The 20667-nt window shown below is 62.2% G+C and carries 23 protein-coding genes and 1 pseudogene; 18 read left to right on the top strand and 6 right to left on the bottom strand.

The genetic code is table 11. From position 1 onward, the window contains the following. Positions 1–42: 42 nt before the first annotated feature. The 4 genes from FAZ69_RS16560 to FAZ69_RS16575 all read left to right on the top strand — a co-directional run bounded on the left by FAZ69_RS16560 (position 43) and on the right by FAZ69_RS16575 (position 4256). The gene (locus FAZ69_RS16560) at positions 43–888 is read left to right on the top strand and encodes a DnaJ C-terminal domain-containing protein (RefSeq protein WP_136896142.1); all 846 of its coding nucleotides are present in this window, start codon (positions 43–45) and stop codon (positions 886–888) included. Between the two features lie 240 nt (positions 889–1128). Next, complete coding sequence (locus tag FAZ69_RS16565) at positions 1129–2733, top strand: hypothetical protein (protein WP_136896143.1); 1605 nt, start codon at positions 1129–1131, stop codon at positions 2731–2733. An 18-nt stretch (positions 2734–2751) separates the two neighbouring features. Next, complete coding sequence (locus tag FAZ69_RS16570) at positions 2752–4002, top strand: alkaline phosphatase family protein (protein ID WP_136896144.1); 1251 nt, start codon at positions 2752–2754, stop codon at positions 4000–4002. After that, a complete protein-coding gene (locus FAZ69_RS16575) occupies positions 3999–4256 on the top strand; it encodes a hypothetical protein (protein WP_136896145.1) in 258 nt (85 codons plus the stop codon). The genes FAZ69_RS16570 and FAZ69_RS16575 overlap by 4 nt, the downstream gene beginning before the upstream one ends. A gap of 48 nt (positions 4257–4304) precedes the next feature. On the opposite strand, the gene FAZ69_RS16580 is transcribed toward FAZ69_RS16575, so the two are convergent. The 3 genes from FAZ69_RS16580 to FAZ69_RS16590 are packed head-to-tail and all read right to left on the bottom strand — an operon-like array spanning position 4305 to position 5507. Beyond that, entirely contained in the window at positions 4305–4739 is a 435-nt protein-coding gene (locus FAZ69_RS16580) for a YeeE/YedE family protein (protein WP_136896146.1), read from the bottom strand. 1 nt (position 4740) lies between these two features. Further along, entirely contained in the window at positions 4741–5175 is a 435-nt protein-coding gene (locus tag FAZ69_RS16585) for a YeeE/YedE family protein (RefSeq protein WP_136896147.1), read from the bottom strand. After that, positions 5172–5507 (bottom strand): ArsR/SmtB family transcription factor, encoded by a 336-nt coding sequence (locus tag FAZ69_RS16590; RefSeq protein ID WP_136896148.1) that lies wholly within the window; start codon positions 5505–5507, stop codon positions 5172–5174. Before FAZ69_RS16590 ends, FAZ69_RS16585 begins: the two co-directional genes overlap by 4 nt. 94 nt (positions 5508–5601) lie before the next feature. Between FAZ69_RS16590 and FAZ69_RS16595 the strand changes: the two genes are divergently transcribed. Genes FAZ69_RS16595 through FAZ69_RS16605 form a run of 3 tightly spaced genes read left to right on the top strand, consistent with a single transcriptional unit; the run spans position 5602 to position 8163 of the window. Beyond that, a complete protein-coding gene (locus tag FAZ69_RS16595) occupies positions 5602–6462 on the top strand; it encodes an MBL fold metallo-hydrolase (RefSeq protein ID WP_136896149.1) in 861 nt (286 codons plus the stop codon). Between the two features lie 32 nt (positions 6463–6494). Continuing rightward, positions 6495–7505: an alpha/beta hydrolase family protein gene (locus FAZ69_RS16600; protein ID WP_136896150.1), complete on the top strand. Its 1011-nt coding sequence runs from the start codon at positions 6495–6497 to the stop codon at positions 7503–7505. A 46-nt stretch (positions 7506–7551) separates the two neighbouring features. After that, on the top strand, positions 7552–8163 hold the full coding sequence (locus FAZ69_RS16605; protein ID WP_136896151.1) for an alpha/beta fold hydrolase: 612 nt from the start codon (positions 7552–7554) through the stop codon (positions 8161–8163). A 69-nt stretch (positions 8164–8232) separates the two neighbouring features. Here FAZ69_RS16605 and FAZ69_RS16610 read toward each other — a convergent pair whose 3' ends face one another. Further along, complete coding sequence (locus FAZ69_RS16610; protein WP_136896152.1) at positions 8233–8742, bottom strand: DUF1697 domain-containing protein; 510 nt, start codon at positions 8740–8742, stop codon at positions 8233–8235. 264 nt (positions 8743–9006) lie between these two features. Here FAZ69_RS16610 and FAZ69_RS16615 point away from each other — a divergent pair, with 264 nt between their 5' ends. Continuing rightward, entirely contained in the window at positions 9007–9717 is a 711-nt protein-coding gene (locus FAZ69_RS16615) for a hypothetical protein (protein WP_136896153.1), read from the top strand. A gap of 24 nt (positions 9718–9741) precedes the next feature. On the opposite strand, the gene FAZ69_RS16620 is transcribed toward FAZ69_RS16615, so the two are convergent. After that, positions 9742–10767, bottom strand: coding sequence for a LacI family DNA-binding transcriptional regulator (locus FAZ69_RS16620; RefSeq protein ID WP_136896154.1), 1026 nt, complete (start codon positions 10765–10767; stop codon positions 9742–9744). Between the two features lie 256 nt (positions 10768–11023). On the opposite strand from FAZ69_RS16620, the gene FAZ69_RS16625 reads away from it, so the two are divergent. The 5 genes from FAZ69_RS16625 to FAZ69_RS16645 all read left to right on the top strand — a co-directional run bounded on the left by FAZ69_RS16625 (position 11024) and on the right by FAZ69_RS16645 (position 15668). Further along, a complete protein-coding gene (locus FAZ69_RS16625; protein WP_136896155.1) occupies positions 11024–12082 on the top strand; it encodes a fatty acid desaturase in 1059 nt (352 codons plus the stop codon). A 30-nt stretch (positions 12083–12112) separates the two neighbouring features. Next, a complete protein-coding gene (locus FAZ69_RS16630; protein WP_136896156.1) occupies positions 12113–12436 on the top strand; it encodes a Rieske 2Fe-2S domain-containing protein in 324 nt (107 codons plus the stop codon). A 93-nt stretch (positions 12437–12529) separates the two neighbouring features. Beyond that, positions 12530–13564 (top strand): sugar ABC transporter substrate-binding protein, encoded by a 1035-nt coding sequence (locus FAZ69_RS16635; RefSeq protein WP_136896157.1) that lies wholly within the window; start codon positions 12530–12532, stop codon positions 13562–13564. A gap of 20 nt (positions 13565–13584) precedes the next feature. Continuing rightward, positions 13585–14835, top strand: a complete 1251-nt coding sequence (locus FAZ69_RS16640) for an NAD(P)/FAD-dependent oxidoreductase (RefSeq protein WP_136896158.1) — start codon at positions 13585–13587, stop codon at positions 14833–14835. Beyond that, a complete protein-coding gene (locus tag FAZ69_RS16645; RefSeq protein ID WP_136896159.1) occupies positions 14832–15668 on the top strand; it encodes a sugar phosphate isomerase/epimerase family protein in 837 nt (278 codons plus the stop codon). Before FAZ69_RS16640 ends, FAZ69_RS16645 begins: the two co-directional genes overlap by 4 nt. Before the next feature lie 91 nt (positions 15669–15759). On the opposite strand, the gene FAZ69_RS33940 is transcribed toward FAZ69_RS16645, so the two are convergent. Continuing rightward, positions 15760–15933: a RidA family protein gene (locus FAZ69_RS33940; RefSeq protein ID WP_240702271.1), complete on the bottom strand. Its 174-nt coding sequence runs from the start codon at positions 15931–15933 to the stop codon at positions 15760–15762. Between FAZ69_RS33940 and FAZ69_RS34360 the strand changes: the two are divergent. The 5 genes and pseudogenes from FAZ69_RS34360 to FAZ69_RS16670 all read left to right on the top strand — a co-directional run. Beyond that, positions 15923–16288: pseudogene (locus tag FAZ69_RS34360) on the top strand (GntT/GntP/DsdX family permease); the annotation flags it as partial. The gene FAZ69_RS33940 and the pseudogene FAZ69_RS34360 sit on opposite strands and share 11 nt — an antisense overlap. A gap of 61 nt (positions 16289–16349) precedes the next feature. Continuing rightward, complete coding sequence (locus tag FAZ69_RS16655) at positions 16350–17621, top strand: lactonase family protein (protein WP_206171210.1); 1272 nt, start codon at positions 16350–16352, stop codon at positions 17619–17621. A 169-nt stretch (positions 17622–17790) separates the two neighbouring features. Further along, positions 17791–18924 carry a phospholipase D-like domain-containing protein gene (locus tag FAZ69_RS16660; RefSeq protein WP_136896161.1) on the top strand — a complete coding sequence of 378 codons (1134 nt, stop codon included), beginning with the start codon at positions 17791–17793 and terminating at the stop codon, positions 18922–18924. Positions 18925–19063: 139 nt separating this feature from the next. Further along, the gene (locus FAZ69_RS16665; protein ID WP_136896162.1) at positions 19064–19333 is read left to right on the top strand and encodes a MoaD/ThiS family protein; all 270 of its coding nucleotides are present in this window, start codon (positions 19064–19066) and stop codon (positions 19331–19333) included. Between the two features lie 81 nt (positions 19334–19414). Further along, positions 19415–20560, top strand: a complete 1146-nt coding sequence (locus FAZ69_RS16670; protein WP_136896163.1) for a WD40/YVTN/BNR-like repeat-containing protein — start codon at positions 19415–19417, stop codon at positions 20558–20560. Positions 20561–20667 lie beyond the last annotated feature (107 nt).

The following is a 20667-nucleotide window of genomic DNA, read 5'->3' on the forward strand; positions in this document are numbered from 1 at the left end:
TTGATAGACTTGCGCTTCCAGAAAGAAAAACGGGGATAAGGCGTGAGCCTCGAGGAATACTACCGGCGGCTGGAGCTGCCGGGCACGGCGTCACCGGCAGACGTCAAACGTGCTTACCGGCGGCTGCGGGCCAAGTACCATCCGGATCACAACAAGGGGCGCGAGAAGACGGTCGAGCCGGCGTTCAAGCGCATTCAAGAGGCGTTCGAGATCCTGACCGGCAAGCGCAAGCCGCCGGAGCCCAGCCCGGCGGCGGCATCGGCAGCGGGCCGCGGCAAGGACGCCTCGTCACGCGAGCGGCGCAGCCCGCCGATGCGCGGGGCGAACTACCTGATCGAGCTCTTCGTGCCGGCCGAAGTCGCGATCCATGGCGGCGAGGTCGAAGCGAGCTACCCGGTGACGGGACCGCATAACCAAACCGGAAAAGTGACGATTCCCGCGGGTGCGTGGGATGGCCAGCGTCTGGTCGTCGAAGGCCGCGGCCATTCCGGGCCGAGTGGCGGCCCGCGCGGCGACGCGATTTTCACGGTGGTGATCGTATGCGGCCCAGCCTTTCGCCGCAACGGGCTGAATCTCACCTGCGAGACACAGGTCGATTTCGTGACGGCCATGCTCGGCGGCAACATCGAAGCGCAGGTCCTGGGCCGCGCGCTCCAGGTGCCGATTCCGCCGAACACGCATGCGGGCAGCACGATCCGTCTGCCCCAGCAGGGGCTCGCGGACCGCAACGGCGCGCGCGGCGACCTGACGCTGCAACTGGTGCTCGTGATGCCGGCCGGAGCGTCGTATCTGACCGATGGCGAGCGAGAACGGATAAGAGAGATGTTTGCGGATGCGGAGCGGCGTGCGATGAAGGCGATTCCTGCGCGTTCGCAAGTCCAATCCTGAGTGCATTGCGTTTGCGCCTGAGGACGGGACAATCGGCGCACGCATTTCAATGCGGAAACAGGCCAAAAAAAGACACTCCAACCAAATTGAAAGCAGATCGTAGGATTCATTGTCCATTCTGTCTGACTGGACGCAGATTTTTATAGATGCAAGCCGCGTCGCGCCAAAGCCTCAATTTGGCAAAACGTTGAAGTCGTCGAATCCGGGCAATCCCAGCTGTTTAAACCAACAGGGGGTGAAATGCTGGGTAAAGACCAACACAGACCGCTCATTTGGGAGGAGCGGACGGCAAATTCCGGCGAACGAGCTGCAATTCTCTGGTGGCTCGTCGTGCTGGCGAATGTCGTCGGCGCAGGGACCCTGATTGCGCTCACCTACGTGCCGCCTGGGCAAATCACTCAATACCATCTGGCTTTCCAGAGTCTAGCGACCCGCTTTTCGATTTTCGATATTTTTCCCGCATTGCCTGGTCGCGGCGTATCGGGAGGCCATGCATTCGGTTGGTTCGTCAAATTGCCGTGGCCGAATGAGCCGATATCAAGCGAGGACGTCGGAACAGCGGTGATGCTTGGCGGTTTGGCAACCTTCCTCGTCACGGCGCCGTTCATTCACTTCCTCAGTCACGGCTGGTACGCGCGGTTCGACGAATTCAGGAACAGTCTGAAGGACGGTGCGCTGTTCGCGTACCTGCGACGCTTCTGGTCGGCACGGCTCCTCGACGCGGTGGCGGACTATCGGCTCGAGGAAAAGATCAAAAAGATCAAGGAGGGCGCGCAGGACATCCCAAAGAAAGAGTCGCTGATTGACCGGCCGGACATATGGACGGGTCTCGAGGACGAATCCCGGCGGTACATCGGAAATGTGTTCGCGCGCATCTACAACGAACAATACGGGCTTCGCGCGTTCGTGCCGCCGTTCTTGTTCATCATGGTAATCACCTATGTCAACGCGGCTGCGCTCGCCTTGATCAACAAGTGCGCCGCCGGAATCCAGACCTGCCCGGGCTATTTCTTCGGGGCCCCCGAGATTATCGTCATCAGCGCCATTTCGGGCGCGTATATGTTCACCGTCGCAGACTCCGTGATGGCGATACGGCGCAGATCCTTGAATGTCTCGGACATGTATTGGTACGGGTTGCGCGAGTTTTTAGCGGTGCCGATCGCCATCTACTTCTCCAGCACCTTGCCCGAATCAGTGCGAGGCGGGGCGGGCAATTACGTGGCCGCCAGCATGAGCTTCGTCGTGGCCTTGCTTCCAATCGATGTTCTTTTCAAGCAGTTGAGAAGGAAGGCTTATACGGTTTTGAGCGTCAACCCGCAAGAAGAGGAAGGCGATCAACTGCTTGTGCTCACCGGCATGACGTCGCCTGTCGTCGCGCTGTTCCTGTCGGAGGGGGTGTATTCGGTCGAGCAGGTCGCGTGCGTGGACCCGGTGTTGCTGGCCATCCGCACGGGGCTGCCCTTTCGTCTCATCACCCGATTTGGCGCCCAGGCGATCGTGCGGCGGCATTTCGGAGAAAGCACGAAGGATTTGGCGGCACTCGGCTTCGGCGACGCCTCCGCGTTTTTCGATCTTGCCGGGCTGCGGGCAACCTGCTCTTGCTACGCGGACATATGCGCGGGTATCCGCAATTGCGTGGACAAAGGGCAAGACAAAATCCCGCTCGCCCTGATCGAAATGAAGATTCGCCATATCGCGTGCGAGGAGTACACGCAAATGCTGGGGAAACTGAGTCCCCTTGCTCCCGTGGAGCACGAGCGAGCCGGGGTATTCGAGCGAAGGTGCAGCAAGACGCCGTCTTGTGAGGCGGCAAGTAACTTTCAGAGAGCATCGGCCGCCATTTGAACGGCAAAGGGAGCCTTAATGAGCACAGACACAGCTACCGCACTCGCATCGGTCCAGGCCAGCATCAAGCATGTGTTCGTGCTGATGCTGGAAAACCGGTCGTTCGACCACATGTTTGCGCTGTCGGGCATCCCCGGCATTGTTGCCGCCACGACTGGAAATACCAACATCTACGGAAGCACCGCCTGTCCATTCGGCGGCGGCGCGCCCGACCAGATGCCCACTGATCCCGGGCACGAGTTTGCGGATGTGGTCGAACAGCTGTGCGGTCCGGGTGTCAAGTTCCCGAGCGGGCAGCCGTACCCGGCGGTCGCCAACTCGGGCTTCGTCTCGGACTACGCGAAGACCTGGCCCGCGGGCGACCCGCCGCAGATCGCCGACGTGAGCACGATCATGCTGGGCATCAATACGCCTATCCAGTCGCCGGCGCTGTATCGGCTGGCGAAAGAGTTCGTGCTGTGCGACGGCTGGCGCTCGTCGCTGCCTGGCCCGACTTGGCCGAACCGCTATTTCCTGCATGGTGCCTCCTCGGCCGGCCTGGACCATTCGCCGACCTCCGCCGAAATGGACAAATGGGAGACTGTCGACGGCTTCACCTACGCGAAAGGCTCGATCTTCGACGCGCTGGGCGAGGGCAACTACCGCCTCTACCAGGATGATTCGGGTTCGCTATTGGGCCGCTTGCCGCAGGTTGCGTCCATCAAGGGCATCAGTTTCTTCGACGTCGACGACCTTGCGCACTTCGAGGCCGACCTCGCGTCGGGCTACACCGCCCGCTACACATTCATCGAGCCGAACTACGGCGACCTCGTGCGCGGCACCTACGAGGGCGGCAGTTCGCAGCATCCGATGGATGGCTTGGCCGGAGGCGACCAACTCGTGGCTCGCGTCTACAACGCGATTCGCAGCTCGACGCTTTGGGAGAGCAGCCTGCTCGTGATTCTCTACGACGAGCATGGCGGTTTCTACGACTCCGTCAAACCCGGCGACGCGGTTCGGCCAAACGACGCCGACGCCACGGCGCCCCTGAACGCGAACAAATTCCGGTTCGATGTCTACGGCGTGCGTGTTCCCGCCATTGTGGTTTCGCCTTGGGTGGCGCAAGGCAAGGTCGATCACACGGTGTACGACCACAGCTCGGTACTCGCGACAGTGGAACGCCTTTTCGGCATCGGGGCGCTGACCAATCGCGACGCGAATGCGAAGGATCTGCTTTCTCTTGTCACCACGACCTGCCGTGCGAACTGCCTGCAAAGGATCGGATCATGACGCCGACATCTTCCCCGGATCCGCGCGACGACCAGCCTTTGCGCGACGGCACCAGCCTGATCGCCTTCCTGCATGTGCTGAGGAAAGCGCATAAGGCCCTGGCTGGGCCCGATGAGGCGCGCCGGCGCTTTAATCAAGTGGCCACGCGTGGCCATGCGAGGAAATACATTGAGGAGTTGATGCCGCTGCTGCTGGACGAACGCGAAAAACACCGGCTGCGGCGGCGTGGCGGGACGCCGCATACCCGCCCCTGACGCAAGGCAAACGCAGCGGCTCAAGGCGGCTTGAGCCGCTGTGCAGGATCAGGCCCGCCCGATTTGGGCCGCGCGCCGCTGTTCGATCACCGAGTAAAGCTTCATCCCTCCAAGCATGGCGGCGACGAACAGCATCGCCTTCGCCTCGCCGGCTCCGGCGCTCACGAGCGCGGGCCCCGGACAGAACCCCGCCAGGCCCCACCCCGCACCGAACAGGGCGCTGCCCGCCAGCAGGCGTCGATCGATGCGAGTGGCGGTGGGCAATTGCATCGGCGCGCCGGACAAGCTGCGCTTGAGCCGACGCGCAATTGCGAATCCGATCGCGCCGATCGCGACGGCCCCTGCCATGACGAACGCCAGCGACGGGTCCCACTTGCCCGCGAGATCGAGAAAGCCCAGCACCTTCGCTGGATTGGCCATGCCGGAGACGATCAGCCCGGCGCCGAATATCAATCCCGCCAATAACGCGTTGAGAAGCGGCATGTCAAAGCCCCAGTAAATGGCGCGTGATGAAAACGACGCAAAAGCCAACCGCCATGAATGCCGCAGTGGCAGCCAGCGAGCGTACCGAGCCGCGCGAGATTCCACACACGCCATGACCGCTCGTGCACCCGGAGGCATAGCGCGTACCGATGCCGACGAGCAATCCGGCCACGACGAGCACCGCCGGCGACGCCGCGATCGTGACTGCCGGCAGCGGCGCGACGAGCCGGAACGCCCACGGCGCGGCGACGAGTCCCAGCACGAACAGGGCGCGCCACGCCCGGTCGCGCGATGCCGCATCGAGCAATCCGCCGGCAATTCCGCTGATGCCCGCGATGCGGCCATTCACCAGCACGAGCAGCGCTGCCGCCACACCGATCAGAAGCCCGCCGGCAAGCGCCGGGAGCGGCGCGAAGTGCAGCAGGTCGATACTCATTTCGAACGCCCTTTGGCCTTGCCGCAATAGAGGGTCGACAACGTCTGCATGATGCTCAGAACCTCGATGCTCGCAAGGCTGTAGTACATGTACTTCCCTTCGCGCCGCGCGCTCACGAGACCTTCCTCGCGCAAAACGCCAAGATGTTGGGAAAGGCTTGGCTGATGAAGACCGACGGCTTCTTCGAGCTCACCGACGTTGTGCTCGCCTTCGATCAGCTGGCACAACAGCAGCAAGCGGTCTTCCTGCGCCATGGCCTTGAGCAGCGCGCAACACTTGGCTGCGGATTGCCGCAGCGCATCGAGGGCCGCGGGAGAGAGGGGTTCGCTCATCGTATTCCTATGGCTGACGTCGCATCAAACGTTATTTTGACAAACATTATATGTATTGATATATTATTTTTCAACACGATGATTGGAGGATGCGATGCTGCCCCTCGCAGAGGCTTTTTTTGATCGGACCACCGGCACGATCACCTATGTCGTCCACGCGGGAGACGGTTCCGCATGCGCCGTGATCGATTCGGTTCTCGACTACGACCCGAAGGCCGGCCGCACCTCGATGCAATCCGCGGATCGGGTGGTTGAATTCGTGCGGGCGCATGAGCTGCGCGTCGAATGGCTGCTGGAGACGCATGCTCATGCGGATCATCTGTCGGCGGCGCAGTATTTGAAGGCGAGGCTGGGTGGCAGGATCGCGATCGGCGAGCATATCCGCGAAGTGCAGGGCACGTTCGAGCGCGTCTTCAACCTGGACGGCGGCGTGACCGCCAATGGTCAGCACTTCGATCATCTGTTTGCCGACGGCGAAACTTTCCAGATCGGCGAACTGAGCGCTCAAGCCGTTCATGTGCCGGGGCATACACCCGCCGACATGGCATACCGGATCGGCGATGCGGTTTTTGTCGGCGATACGCTGTTCATGCCGGACGTGGGCAGCGCGCGCTGCGATTTTCCGGGCGGCGATGCGCACGCGCTGTATCGCTCGGTGCGCAAACTGCTGTCGCTGCCGCACGAGACCCGGCTCTACATGTGTCACGACTATCCGCCGGCCTCGCGTGGGCCGCAATGGCAGACCACCGTTGCCGAGCAGCGCAGGGACAACATCCATCTGCGTGACAGCGTTTCGGAGGGCGAGTTCACCGCGATGCGCATCGCCCGCGATCGCACGCTCGATATGCCGACGCTGATTCTCCCCGCCGTTCAGGTCAACATTCGCGCGGGCTCATTGCCGGAGCCCGAGAGCAACGGCACGCGCTATTTGAAGATTCCGATCGATGCGCTATAGGGCGTTGGGTCAGTCGAACAAGGAGCAGCAAAATGCGCCGGATAGCGATTGTCGTGCTGTTCCTCGTGTTCGCGAGTCGCGCGCTAGGCGAGCCGCCGCACTTTCACGCGGGGGTAGTCCGCCTCACCGTGGCGGACAACGTCACAACGTTCGATACGGTGGTTTTCTATCCGACCGACGACCCTGAGGTTCCCTGGCAGGCAGGACCCTTTGCTGTCGAGGCGACGCGCAACGCGGCGCTAGTCGCTGGACGCCGCTTCCCGGTCGTATTGATTTCGCACGGCCGCCGTGGCAGCCCGATGAGCCATCGTGAGCTAGGTGCTGCCTTGGCGCGCGCGGGATTCGTCGCCATCCTGCCAACGCATGTGGGAGATGCCTCGGGCTCGCCTCCGGCCAGGACGCAAGCCGAGATCCTCATCGCTCGGCCTGGGCAAGCGGAGGCCGCGCTGAATGCCGTACTCTCGAACCCGAGGTTCTCGGCCGGCGTGGACGAAAATCGGATCGGAATGATCGGGTATTCAGCCGGGGGATATACGGCGTTGATTCTGGCTGGCGCAAAACCTGATTTCTCTTATGCCGGTGCATTTTGCGTGAATCACGGCGATCCAGGCTCGTGTCCTCGGCCGGCAACTGATGGAAGTACACAACGCCAAGCGGATGCGACCTCGGTGTCTCCGGAATTGATTGCCTGGCATCCGCCCGTCGATCATAGACTGAAGGCGCTGGTATTGATGGACCCGTTGGCCATCATGTTCGACGCATCCAGTTTCTCTTCCGTGCACGTGCCAGCGCTGCTCTATCGTCCGCAGAGCGATATCTACCTGAGTTCAGCCCGAAATGCGCTCGCAGTTGCGACTGGTTTGCCAATACCGCCAGAAGTGAACGTCGTGCCTGGCAATCATTTTGTTTTTGTCGATCCATGCCCGGCGCAGATTGCCGATAGCGCGCCTTTCGTCTGCCAGGACGCGTCCGGGATCGACAGGCCATCGATTCATCGGCAAATCGAGAGCGAAGTCGTGAATTTCTTCCAGGCCAATCTGTAGATAGCGTTGCGATTCAATCCAACATTCCGAAAACGAGGAGCAACACTTGCCGACCCCATCGACACTGCTTTTCCTGCCGGGCGCATCGGGCAATACCGGATTTTGGCAACCGCTCGCGAATGAGCTGACCCATGAAGCGGCCAGGTCGATCGTCAGCTATCCGGGGTTCGGCGCCGAGCCTTCCGACCCGGACGTCAACAGCTTCGACGACCTTGTCGGAAAGGTGGTGCATTCCATCGATCAACCGACTGCGTTGCTTGCCCAATCGATGGGCGGCGTGATAGCCGTCCGTGCGGCGCTCGAAAAGCCCGACCTCGTGACGCACCTCGTTTTATCGGTCACGTCCGGCGGAATCGATATGAGGGCATTCGACGCGCAGGATTGGAGAGCCGAATTCGTCGCGGCGAATCCGCATCTTCCCGATTGGTTTGTGTCTTTACGGTCGGATCTTGCGAGCGAGTTGGGCCGGATCACGCAGCCGGTCTTGTTGCTCTGGGGCGATGCCGACCCCATCAGTCCCGTGGCAGTCGGCAAGCGGCTGCTTGAATTGCTTCCAAACGCCCGGTTGCATGTCGTTGCCGGCGGCAATCATGATTTGGCATACGTGCACGCGCGGCAACTGGCGCGATGGGTCGACGCACATTTACTGCGAAGCTGACAGGCAGTATTTCCAGCCGTTGCTCAGCTGCCTTTGCGTTCCTTGAGCCGCTTGCGGCGAGCCGCTGAACTAGGCCGTTGCCCACTCGGCGAGTGTCGCTACGGTGTTGATGTTGCGGGCGGTCCCTTCTTTGGCGGCAGCGATTTTCAGCTTGGAACGCCCGATCCCATCTTTGTAGTGCACGTAGATTTCGCGCGTGCCGAACGCAATTTCTTCTGTTTTCCGGCCACTTGCGGTTGTCAGCGTATCGGCGGGCGGTGGGGTGTCGAGAAAGATGGCGACAGTCCGATCCGGCGCGGCAGACTTGAACGGGTTGGCTTCGAGGATCGCAACCATCTCCGCACCGGTGCGGATCAGGACGCCTACCCGCTTGCCGGCGTAGGTTTCAAGGCAACGCTCGAGCTTCGCCTTCACCGAACCTTCCGAAAGTTTGCTTTCAAAAACGACGTTGCCGCTTGCGATATACGTGCGCACGTTGGTGAAGCCAATGGATTCGCACATTGCACGAAGCTCGGACATCGGGAGTTTGCCGGTGCCACCGACGTTCACGGCGCGGAGGAGGGCGATGTAGGTTGTCATCGGGAAGTCCGGTTGCTTTTTTCTTTGACCGTTTGATTATGCGTGGTGCATAGATATTGCCGCAACAACTGGTGCGCTCGGCGCCAGCAGGCCAATCGCGCTCTTGTATCTTGAAATGCGATTTTTCGTGTGCTTTCATGAAAGCTGGCTCAATTTTGCTGCGGGGCGGCAGCGGCAGTGGGCCTCGCGGGGTAGATCAAAAAGCAATCGCATTATGTCCAAAAGCATCTCCAGATCTTTAATCAAAAAGAAGGAGGTCGATCAATGCGTGCGATCAATCGGGGATGTCTTGTAGTCGTTTGCGTGCTGCTTTCCGGATGTGGGTCGGTGATATCCTGGATAAATGCTTCCAGCTCCGATCTGGTAAGTGCAGGGCAACTGAACATTGACCAGAATAAGCTTGCCGATGCGGAAAAATGCGTGAGTCCTGCCGGAGTCACCTGTCGAAAGAATTTCGTGGCGAGCGTTGCGCTGCAATCGATCATGCAATGCCAGAAATTCGCGAACCAGTTGGTGATCACCGAGAACACCGTGAATACGGCGGGCGATATCACGTCAACGATCTTTACCGCGCTGGGAACCGTCTTCACGCCGCTGACCACGGTTCATGCGATGACGGCCGGGGCGACCATAGTGAGCGGCAGCAAGTCGGCCGTCAATGCCAATATTTACGCGAAGGCGTCGATCAGCAGCTTGCAGGCAGCGCTCGACAAGGTCTACACGCAGCCCATGCTCAATTACCTGACGTACCTGAAGAACGTGACCGACGACTCCAAGATCGATGTCGGAACCGAGGTGGTGAACGTGCAAATGCTCCATGGGAACTGCGCCTTGGCGGAGGCGGAAATTTTTGTCAACGGCACGGTGAACAGTGCGCCTCCTCAGCCCCTGAACCTGGTTCCAGGCGTGGTGCCCGCGTCGGCGGCTTCCGCGGTTCCGGCTGCTTCAGCTGTGGCGGCAGCAACTGGCGGATGAGCGATCCCCAATGCTCCACACAACTCAATACAGCGAATACCTCGAATACGTCTCGATCGGCACGATAGCCTGCGCGGGAACCGCCGCTCCTTCCCGCGCCGCCTTCAAGTTCTCCACCGCTGTCCGAAGCAGGAGCCTCAGATCCTGCGTCAGCAAATAGTCGATCGCATCGGAGCGCAACAGGGGTTCCGTAATCCGGTTGACCTCATGGGTCACATAAAGCGTGCGCCCCGTGAGACCGTATTCATGCAGCGCCGCCGCCAACCCCTCGTTTCCCCCCGCGACGTTGTAGATGCCATCGAGCTTCCTGTGCTGCTCGAGAAAGCGCTTCGTCGCTTCATAAGTCGCCGCTCCGGAATCCGCGCCCTTGATCACTTCGACGAGATTCACGTGCGGGAACCGTTGTCTCAGCAACGAGCGGAACCCGATCTCGCGATCCTCATGGCATGTGTATGAAAACGTCGCGACGACCACCGCCACGTCCGGCGACGCGTGCGCCTGCAAATGCCGTCCCATGAGAAACGCCGCCGACTGTCCCGCCGCGCGGTTGTTGACGCCGACATAGGTGTGACGCGCATCGGCGTCGACGTCGGTGATCAGCGTGACGACGGGCTTGCCCGCTGCCATGCATTCGCGCAGCGCTGAGGTGGTGGTCGCCGTGTTGGTGCAGATGATGCCGATGCCGTCCGCTTCGGCGGTGGCCTCGCGCACTCTTGCAGCGACCTCGTCGTCAGCCGCGCCGACACAGCGCACGACTTCGAGCTGCACCCCCGATGCGGCGAATTCCGCTTCGAGGGCAATGGCGGTACGCGTCAGCTCGTCGGTGAACGCGTCGCCGGCCTGGGCCAGCAACCGGAAGCCATAAGCGCTTTGTTTCGCGCGAGGCGACACCTTTGTGGGCGCGGCCGAACTCAGCTGCTTGATCGCCGCCTCGACGGCGCGGCGCGTGCGCGGATGGACACCAGGCCGGTCGTTCAGCGCGCGATCGATGGTCGCGCGGCTGAGCTGGGTGATCTCCATGAGTTGCTTGAGCGTCGGCTTGCCTTTCATTTCGAGTCCTCGGAGCATGGGGTGAGTTGGCCGCGTGGCCATTATTTTGCCTCATTTTGAGGCGATCAGGGTCAATCTCAACGCCGGTATGGCCGGGGAATCTCGGTGAAACCTACTGGAATACCCTATGTGAATCAATATGAGTCATTTTATCCTTTGACTGGTGCTCATTAAGAGCCTTAAATGCGATCAACCGATGATCAATGCCTCACGCAGTTCATCGCCGGATCAAACATCAAGCATTCAGAGGCACCCCATGTCCGCACCGCAAGACAACGCCAAACCGATCACCATGGACGACTGGTACAAATGCCGGCTCGACAGAAAGGTGCTCAAGGAGCTCACCCGCCGCAACGACCGCGACGCCCTCATCCACTTCACCGGCTTCATCGCGCTGGCGGCGGCAAGCGGCGCGCTTGCATGGTTCTCGCTCGGCGCCTGGTGGTGCGTGCCGGCGTTTCTGCTCTACGGGACGATCTATGCGTTTGCCGAGGCGATGGAGCACGAGCTGCGTCACCGCACGCCGTTCAAGACCGAATGGCTGAACGAGGCGGTGCATTGGGTGATCGTCTTCATGACGTGGCGCGAGCAGATCTATAGCCGCTGGTCGCATGCGCAGCATCACACCTATACGCATTTGACGGCCACGGTGCCGTCGGACGTCGAAATCGCCGTCAAGCGTCCGCCGAATTACCTGAAGCTAGTCACCGATTTTCTGCGCGTCTCGCACGGCATCCATCACCTCGGCAACATCGTTTTGCACAGTCTCGGCATCGTCTCGCGCAGCGCGAAAGCGGTGGTGCCGCCAACCGAATATCGCGCGATGTGCCGCAACTCGCGCATCGTCCTTGCGCTGTACGCCGGCGTGGCGGCGTGGGCCATCGCGGCGCATAGCTGGCTGCCGGTGGTGTTTCTCTTGTTGCCGCGTTCCTACGGCGCGTGGCTGCACGAGCTGCTGGCGATCACGCAGCACACGGGGCTGCGCGAGAACGAGCTCGACCATCGTTTTTCGACGCGCACCATCAAGCTCAATCGCTTCCTGCAGTTCCTCTACTGGAACATGAACTATCACATCGAGCACCACATGTTCCCGAACGTGCCGTTTCATGCGCTGCCGAAGCTGCGCGAGGCGATCGAAGCGGAAATGCCGCCTGCCTACGACGGTCTCTCGAGCGCATGGGGCGAGATTCTTCACGCCTTCAAGATGCAGCGTCACGACCCCGGCTACATGGTGACGCCGAACGTGCCCGGCAAGACCGCCGAGCCCGTCGAGGCACCCGCCGCCGACGCGCAGCTCGTGGCGAATGCACGCTGAACCAACACGCCAACCGGCAAGGAGCATGCAATGAATATCCTGCAATGGCATGAAGTGTGCGCATGCGACGACATCGACGAGGAGGATGTCGTCGAGTTCCCGCACAACGGCAAGCTGTACGCGGTCTATCACACGCCGACCGGCTTTTACGCGTCGGCGGGATTGTGCACCCATGAAACGGCGCGTCTTTCCGAAGGCCTCGTGTTTGGCGACATCATCGAGTGCCCGATGCATATGGGGCGCTTCCATATTCCCACCGGAACGGCGAAGGGGGCGCCCGTGTGCATCAATCTCGTCACGCATCCCGTGAAGACCGAGAGCGGCAAGGTCTTCATCGGCCTGCCCGACGAGTGAAGTTGACGCAGTGCGCTCGAAGCTCGACGCGAGAGCGAAGCGGCAAGGACCGATGCCTGACGTCGGAACCCGATCATAAATACGGAGACAGCGATGAATTCCCCATTCAAGAAGGCGCTTTGCATTGGCGCCGCGATTCTGAGCCTTGGCCTGTGCGCCGGCGCTCAGGCAGATCCCGTGGCGCACTTCGATTTCATCACGCACGCGCCCGATTCGGATGCATGGTGGAACACGGTCAAGAACGGCATCAAGCAGGCCGATGAAGACTTCAACGTCCAGACCGACTACCGCAATCCGCCGAACGGCGATATCGCGGACATGGTGCGCCTGATCGATCAAGCGGCGGCCCGCAATTACGACGGCGTCATCACCACGATCGCCGATTTCGACTTGCTCAAGGACTCGGTAACGAAGCTGAAAGCGAAGAACATTCCGCTCATCACGGCCAATACCGGCACCGAGAAACAGAGCGCCGACCTCGGCGCGCTGATGCACGTGGGGCAGCCTGAATATCTGGCGGGCAAGGAGGCGGGCCTGCGCGCCAAGGCCGACGGCGTGAAGTCGTTCCTCTGCGTGAACCACTACGCGACCAATCCGCTTTCGTTCGAGCGCTGCCGAGGCTTTGCCGAGGCGATCGGCGTCGACATGAAATCGTCCGTGCTCGACGCCGGGACGGATCCCACCGGCATCGAATCGAAGGTCAGCGCATGGTTGCGCGCGCATCCGAATACGCAGGCCGTGCTGACGCTCGGTCCGACGTCCGCGGATCCGACGATACGCGCGGTGACGAAGATGGGCCTGGCCGGCAAGATCTGGTTCGCGACGTTCGACATCGACCCCGATGTCGCCAAGGCGATCAAGGACGGCACGATCAAGTTCTGCACCGATCAGCAGCCCTACCTGCAAGGCTATATCCCGGTTGCGATGCTCGCGATCATGCACAAGAACAAGAACACCGATGTCGCGCAGGCGCGCGCCGAGCTCGAGCGCGACCCGAAGTTCGTCAAGCGTCTGCAGGACTATGGCCTGAAGCCGGTCTATGAGGCGCGCAACATCGCCTCGGGCCCGGGCTTCATCACGCCGCAGAACATCGAGCAGGTGTCGGCGCTGGCGGGCCGCTACCGGTAATCGCGAACGGGAGGTCGCAGATGAACTCGACGGATCCGATGGTGATCGTCGGCGGCGGGCAGTGCGGCGCGCGAGCCGCGCACGCGCTGCGCGAAAACGGCTGGGACGGCGCGATCATCTTGCTCGGCGACGAAGGCCGCCTGCCTTACGAGCGGCCGCCGTTGTCGAAGGCCGTGCTGCTGGGTGAAAGAACGGCGGAGCAGTGCGAGGTCTACGACGACGCGTTCTATCGCGGCCAGCGCATCGACTTGCGTGCCGGTGCGGCGGCGGCTTCCATCGATCGCGCCGCACACAAGGTGGTGCTTGCGGATGGCGCTTGCGTTGCGTATCACCGTCTGCTGATTGCGACCGGCGCGCAATTGCGGCGGCTCGATGTGCCGGGATGCGAGCTGCCGGGCGTGCATATGTTGCGCAGCGCGGCCGACGCGCAAGCGATTGCAGGCGATCTGACGCCGGGACGCAGGATCGTGGTGATCGGGGCCGGCTTCATCGGCCTCGAGATCGCGTCGTCGGCGGTGGCTCGCGGCTGCGAGGTCGTCGTGCTCGAAGCGGCGCCGCGTGCGCTGATGCGAGCCGTGCCCGAGGCCGTGGCGCAGCGTCTCGTGGACAAGCACCGGAGCATGGGCGTGGACGTGCGCTTTTCCGTGGCGGTCGAGCGCATTCTTGGCGATGCGCGCGTCACCGGCGTAGAGCTTGCCGATGGCGCGACCGTGCCTTGCGAGGCGATCGTGGCCGGTATCGGCGTTCTCCCGCGCATCGCGCTCGCGCAGGCTGCCGGCCTCGATATCGCGGACGGTGGTATCGCTGTCGATGAAACGCTGCGCACCAGCGATCCTTTTATCTATGCCGCCGGCGACGTCTCTTCGTTTCCTCATCCGCTCTTTGCGCGCCGCATTCGCCTCGAGTGCTGGAAAAACGCGGAGGATCAGGCGCGCATCGCCGCGCGCAACATGCTGGGGCACGCCGAGCCGTGCTCGGCGGTGCCATGGTTCTGGTCCGATCAGTACGACATGACGATCCAGATCGCCGGCCTGCCCGCGCTCGGCGCGACGACAGTGGCGCGCGAGACGGGCGCGGCATCGCGCGTGTTCTTTGCGCTCGATGCCGACGGTGTGCTGGTCGGCGCGAGCGGCGTCGGGCGGACCGGCGAGATCGCGAAAGACGTGCGCATTGCACAGGAGCTCATCGCGCGGCGTGCCCGCATCACCCCGGAGACGCTGGCCGATCGCGCGGTGAAACTGCGTTCATTGCTTATGGAAGAAATGTCATGACTCAACGTCTAGTGGTGTTCCAATCGATGTGGGCCATGGAGCGCCGTCATACCGACGGCTGGGAGCGCTCGCTCGACGAAAACGTGCGCATGATCGCCGAGGCTGGTTTCGACGGCGTGAGCGCGCACTACACGAATCGCGACGCCGTGCGGCGGCTCGCGCGCCTGCGCGCGGACTACGGGCTCGACGCGGAAGGTCAATGCTTTCCGCGCACCGTCGACGATCTGCAGCCCGTGCTCGAAAACGCGGTCGAATACGGCGTGCATCACATCGATGTGCAGCCCGACGTGCGTTTGCGGACTGTCGCCGAGTGCCTCCCGCTGCTCGACGGCTGGCGCAAGCTTGCCGAGCAGGTCGATTTTCCGGTCTACATCGAGACCCATCGCGACCGGATGACCACTGACTTGTTTTTCACGCTCGACCTGCTCGACGCACGCCCCGAGCTCGAACTGCTCGGCGACATCTCGCACTTCCTGGTGGGGCGTGAGTTCGCCTGGCCTGTGTCCGAAGAGAACCACGCGCTGATGCATCGCATCCTCGATCATTCGTGGGCGTTTCATGGGCGCGTCGCGAGCCGCGAGCAGGTGCAGATCGAAATTTCGTTCGAGCCGCATCGCATGTGGGTCGACCTGTTTCTCGACTGGTGGCGCTACGGCTTTGCATCATGGCGCCGGCGCGCGGGCGAGAACGACGCGCTTGCCTTTACTTGCGAGCTCGGACCCAAGCCCTACGCGATCATCGGCCGCGACGGCAACGACACGACCGACCGCTGGGCCGAATCGCTGCTGCTGCGCGACTGGATTCGCGATGTGTGGCGGGACGTAAGCGCGTGACGATGTATCCGCCGGCGTCTCCACCCGCCGGCGTTTTTTCCCGCCAAGCGTGAGTGGGCGATATGGGTGTGCCGCCCATATCGTTTCTTTCTCAGTCGCGCACCGCGACCACCGCCTCGATCTCGACCGTGATATTGCGCGGCAGCCATCCGACGCCGATGGCCGATCGCGAATGGCGTCCCGCTTCGCCGAGGATGTCGACGAAGATATCCGAGCAGCCGTTGATGACGCGCGGATGCTCCGTGAAATCCGGCGTCGTCGGCATTCCCACCGCGGTGCTCGCGGGTCCGCTATTCTCCAAGCTCGCGAGCCGGCTCGTCGTGCTCGAAGGCGAGAACCCGATGGCGCGGCAGTTCGTCGAAGAGGGCGAGGCGCGCATGGGGCAGCCGCTGCCCGGTTTCGGCATCACGCTGCTGACGGTATTGTTGCCGGTGTTGCTGCTGCTGGCCACGGGTGCAGGCTCGCTGATTCTGTCGCACGTGAACGATGGCGGTTTCTGGCTGGTCAAGGAGTACTTCAACATGACCGTGGCTCAAACCTTCAAGACGTGGACCGTGAGGGAGACGCTGATCTCCATCACGGCGCTCGTTCTTACGCTGGGGCTGCCGGTCGTCATCTAGCTTTGCATGGGACCGGAGTAAGCGTCAAAGGCGCTAACTCCGGATCGACAGGAGGAAGACGATGAGCAAGGTTCGGCTAGTGGAAGTTCCGGGTTCGGAGGCGCGGCGCGCCTGGCTGAAAGGCATGAGTGCGATGGCGGCCGCATCGGCGGTGAGTGGGCTCGCCAATGCGCGGCCCGCCGGCGCGGCGGGCAAGCGGGCCGCATCGACGGCGGCTGCGCAGGAAGGCAAGCCGTTGTTCGCGTACGTAGGGACTTACACGCCGCATGGCCTTGGCATTCATCGCTTTCAGGTCGATCGCGCGAGCGGCGCGCTCCAGCCGCTCGAGCCCGTGGGCGGCATCGAGAACCCGAGCGCGCTCGCGATCGATCCGCAGCAGCGTTTCCTGTTTGCCGTCAGCGAGGTGAAGAACTACAACGGGACGACGAACGGGTCGGTGAGCGCGTACACGATCGAGGCGGGCACAGGCGCGCTGCATCCGATCAACACGGTCGACTCGCAGGGGGCGGGGCCGGTTTACCTGAGCTTGCATCCGAATGGGCGCTTTTTGCTCGTGGCGAACTACAACAGCGGCAGCGTGGCGGTGCTGCCTGTCGGGATCGACGGCGTGCTTGGCGACGCGGTTTCGGTGCAGTCGCCGCAGGCGCCCGCGGGTGCGGAGCACGCAGCCGAAGGCGTGCCGGGCAGCTTTGCGATCAGCGATCACGACGGCCCGCACGCGCACTGTATCGTGCCGTCGCCGGATGGGCGATTTGCGATCTCGACCGATCTCGGCGTCGATCGCACGTATGTCTGGAAGTTCGATGAGGCGACGGGCGCGTTGACGCCGAACGATCCGCCTTTCGTGGCGGCGTCGGCGGGCGCAGGGCCGCGGCATGTGGTGTTCCATCCGAATGGGCGCTTTCTGTACGAGGTCACGGAGGAGGCATCGACGCTCGTTTGCTACGGCTATGACGCGAAGAGTGGGGCGCTGGCGCGGTTGCAGTCAGTGTCGGTGCTGCCTCCGGGGTATGAGGGGACGAGCTTTGCTTCGGAGGTCGTGCTTTCGCACGATGGCAGGTTCGTTTATGTCGCGAACCGTTTGCACGACACGATCGCGCAGTTTGCGATTCGCGCGAATGGGCATGTGGAGCGAGTGGGGGAGGTTGCGACGGAGGGGGATTATCCGCGTGTGATTCGCTTCGATCCGTCGGGGCGGTTTCTTTATTCGCTGAATCAGCGTAGTGATCACGTTGCGGTTTTTGCGGCGGATAAGGCTAGTGGGCGGTTGCGGTTTACCGGGCGGTATGTGGGCGTGGGGAGTCCATCTGATATCTCATTTGCCTCTGTGTAGTGAGTTGCACGAGGGAGCTCGGCATTTGGCAAGACTCAGGCTCAGTCGTCAAACGGTCATACGGTCGGGCTATAACCGAGACCGCACGTGGCAGTTGTGCACCAGGGGCGTCGCGTGACTTTACACGCGGCATCTATCTACCGGCTTAGATAGAAAGGAGGGAATCCTGATGTCCATCGAACATCTGCTTCTTGTCGGTGCAGGCAACAACGTCCAACCCGAAGGACAAGAGAACCTGAAAGACACGGCACAGACGTTTTGCCAATTCGTCTCCCAGACCAAGAGCACGTTGCACATTGCCGCCTACCACTTCAAGTTCTTCGGCGATGTGGCTCAGCAAATTCGACAAGCCTTGACGGAAGTGGCATCGCGGGCTGAAGTGAAAATCGCCTACTTCGACGAGCCCAAACGCGCCTACAGCGGGCATCAGCGGCTTTACGGCGGGGACCAGAGCGGTCCCTCCGTCTTCGAGGGTTACGAGCGCACACGAGTACAACTCAAGGCGATCGAATCGATCGACATACACAGCCTTCCGGAAGGGGTGGCGCCGGCTCCCATCGAAGGCGATGGCGCGCTCATGCACAGCAAGTACATGATTCGCGACGACCAGGACGTCTGGATGGGGACGGCCAACTTCACCGAGGACGGCTGGGGATTGCAGGACAACAACATCCTGATCTTCACCGGCGAACCCGAGCTTGCCCGTTACTACGCAACCGACTTCGATGAGCTTTGGCAATACGGACGCATCGCCGGAACGGGTAAGAACGATAACGGCAACTTGACCGTGTCGGGCGATTCACTCGAGGTCGACTTTTCCCCGGGTGACGGCATTTCGATCGACCAGCGCATCGCCGATTTGATCAGCGGGGCAACCCGCAGCATCCATGTCGCATCGATGGACATCTCGTCGGCCTTGATCCTGGAAGCGTTGGCCGAAGCCATCAAGAAAGAAGGCGTGGAGGTCACCGGCGTCTATGACGGTCCTCAGATGACGGGTGTCGAAAAGGCGTGGGCTCGGGGGAATGGATCATCGCAGAAGGCTGCATGGTGGGATCTGGTCAAGACGAAGCTTGTTGCCAAGCAGTCGCGTCCATTCAATCCCGGCGACGCCAATGGCTTTTACAACTTCATGCACAACAAGACGCTCGTGGTCGACGAGAGCATCGTACATACGGGGAGTTTCAATTTCTCCAGCAACGCGCGGCGCAATGCCGAGAACGTTGTCAATTTGAAGGATGCTCAGCTTGCTAAGGCGTTTGCCGATTACATCGGGGAGCTCGTCAAACGCTACCGTGGTTGACTGCGATCGGCTTCGTGGAGAGCAACGCTCCTCGGGGAGGGAGGGGCGTTGCGTCTGATGTATGGCAAGGCTTCGAAGCACATGGCGGATCGCCTAAACTACAGAACCAATACGGCCATTTCCGCTAGGCGACCCCGCCATGGCGCACATCTTCTTCGCTGCTTCGATTCAGCGGCATATCGCAACGCCCGAGCGCGAGGTCGATGCACGCACGCTCGGCGAAGCGCTCGAGGCGGCCTTCTCCGAGCAGCCCCGGCTGCGTGGCTACATCCTTGACGATCAGGGCGCGTTGCGAAGACATCTCGCCGTGTTCGTCGACGGCCGGCCAGTGAGTGACCGGCAACGTCTGTCCGATGCGCTCGGCCAGGAAAGCCGGGTTTACGTCATACAGGCGCTGTCGGGCGGATGAGGAGCCTATCCGTTATCGTGCTTTGCATGGGGCCGGAGTAAGCGCTGAAGCGCCAACTCCGGCCGACAGGAGACACCCGACATGAGCGATCGATTGCTTGTCGCAACCCGCAAGGGGCTGTTCGTTCTGCAAGCCGGCGGCGAAGGCGGCTGGACGCTCGGTGAGCCGCATTTCGTCGGCGAGCCGGTGAGCATGGTGCTGCCTGATCCGCGCGACGGATCGCTGTATGCCGCGCTCAATCTCGGCCACTTTGGCGTGAAGCTGCATCGCCGGCGCGCGGACATGACGAATTGGGAAGAGTGTGCAGTCCCCGTCTACCCGCCGCAGCCTGCCGACGAGACGCGCACCGGCGATGGTGCGAACGCGAGTGCGGACACTGCGAGCGCCGCCGCACCCAGCTTGCCGCTCCCCTGGACGCTTCAGCAAATCTGGTCGCTCGAAACGGGCGGCCCGGACGAGCCGGGCGTCTTGTGGGCCGGCACGATTCCCGGCGGGCTCTTCCGTTCCGAAGATGGCGGCGGCAGATGGGCGCTCAACCGCGCGCTGTGGGATCGCCCGGAGCGCCGCGAATGGCTCGGAGGCGGTTACGACGCGCCGGGCATCCATTCCGTGATGGTCGATCCGCGCGACAGCCGGCACGTGACGATCGGCGTATCGGTCGGCGGCGTCTGGCAAACCTCCGACAGTGGCGCGACCTGGCTTTTGAGCGCCGAGGGCATGGAGGCCGACTACATGCCGCCGGAGCGGCGCGGCGATGCCAATGTGCAAGACCCGCACCGCGTCGTGCAATGCGCGGCGAACCCGGATGTGCTGTGGACGCAGCATCACTGCGGGATCTTCCGCTCGACCGACGGCGCGGCTCAATGGCGGCGGATCGAAGCCCAGCCGTCGAGCTTCGGCTTCGCGGTTGCCGTGCATCCGCGCGAGCCCGACACCGCGTGGTTCGTGCCCGCCGTGAAAGACCAGTACCGGATCCCGGTGGACGGCCGGTTCGTCGTCACGCGTACACGCGACGGCGGGCGCACGTTCGAGCGCTTCGCAAACGGGCTGCCGCCGGTGCCGGCGTATGACCTGGTGTATCGGCATGGACTCGCTGTAGACGATTCCGGCACGCGCCTCGCGATGGGGTCGACCACTGGCGCGCTATGGACGTCCGACGACGGCGGCGAAAGCTGGCATTTGATTTCGGCGCACTTGCCGCCCGTTTATTGTGTCCGGTTCGGATGAGGGTGGTCTTCGTTTGATGTTCGATCGATGCCGGATGTCCTTCTGGATCGGTTCGTCGAAAAGGCGATCCATCGTCAGCGCAACCTTGTCGAACGGATCGGCAAGAA

Source organism: Trinickia terrae (assembly GCF_005144415.1).
GTDB lineage: Bacteria > Pseudomonadota > Gammaproteobacteria > Burkholderiales > Burkholderiaceae > Trinickia_A > Trinickia_A terrae.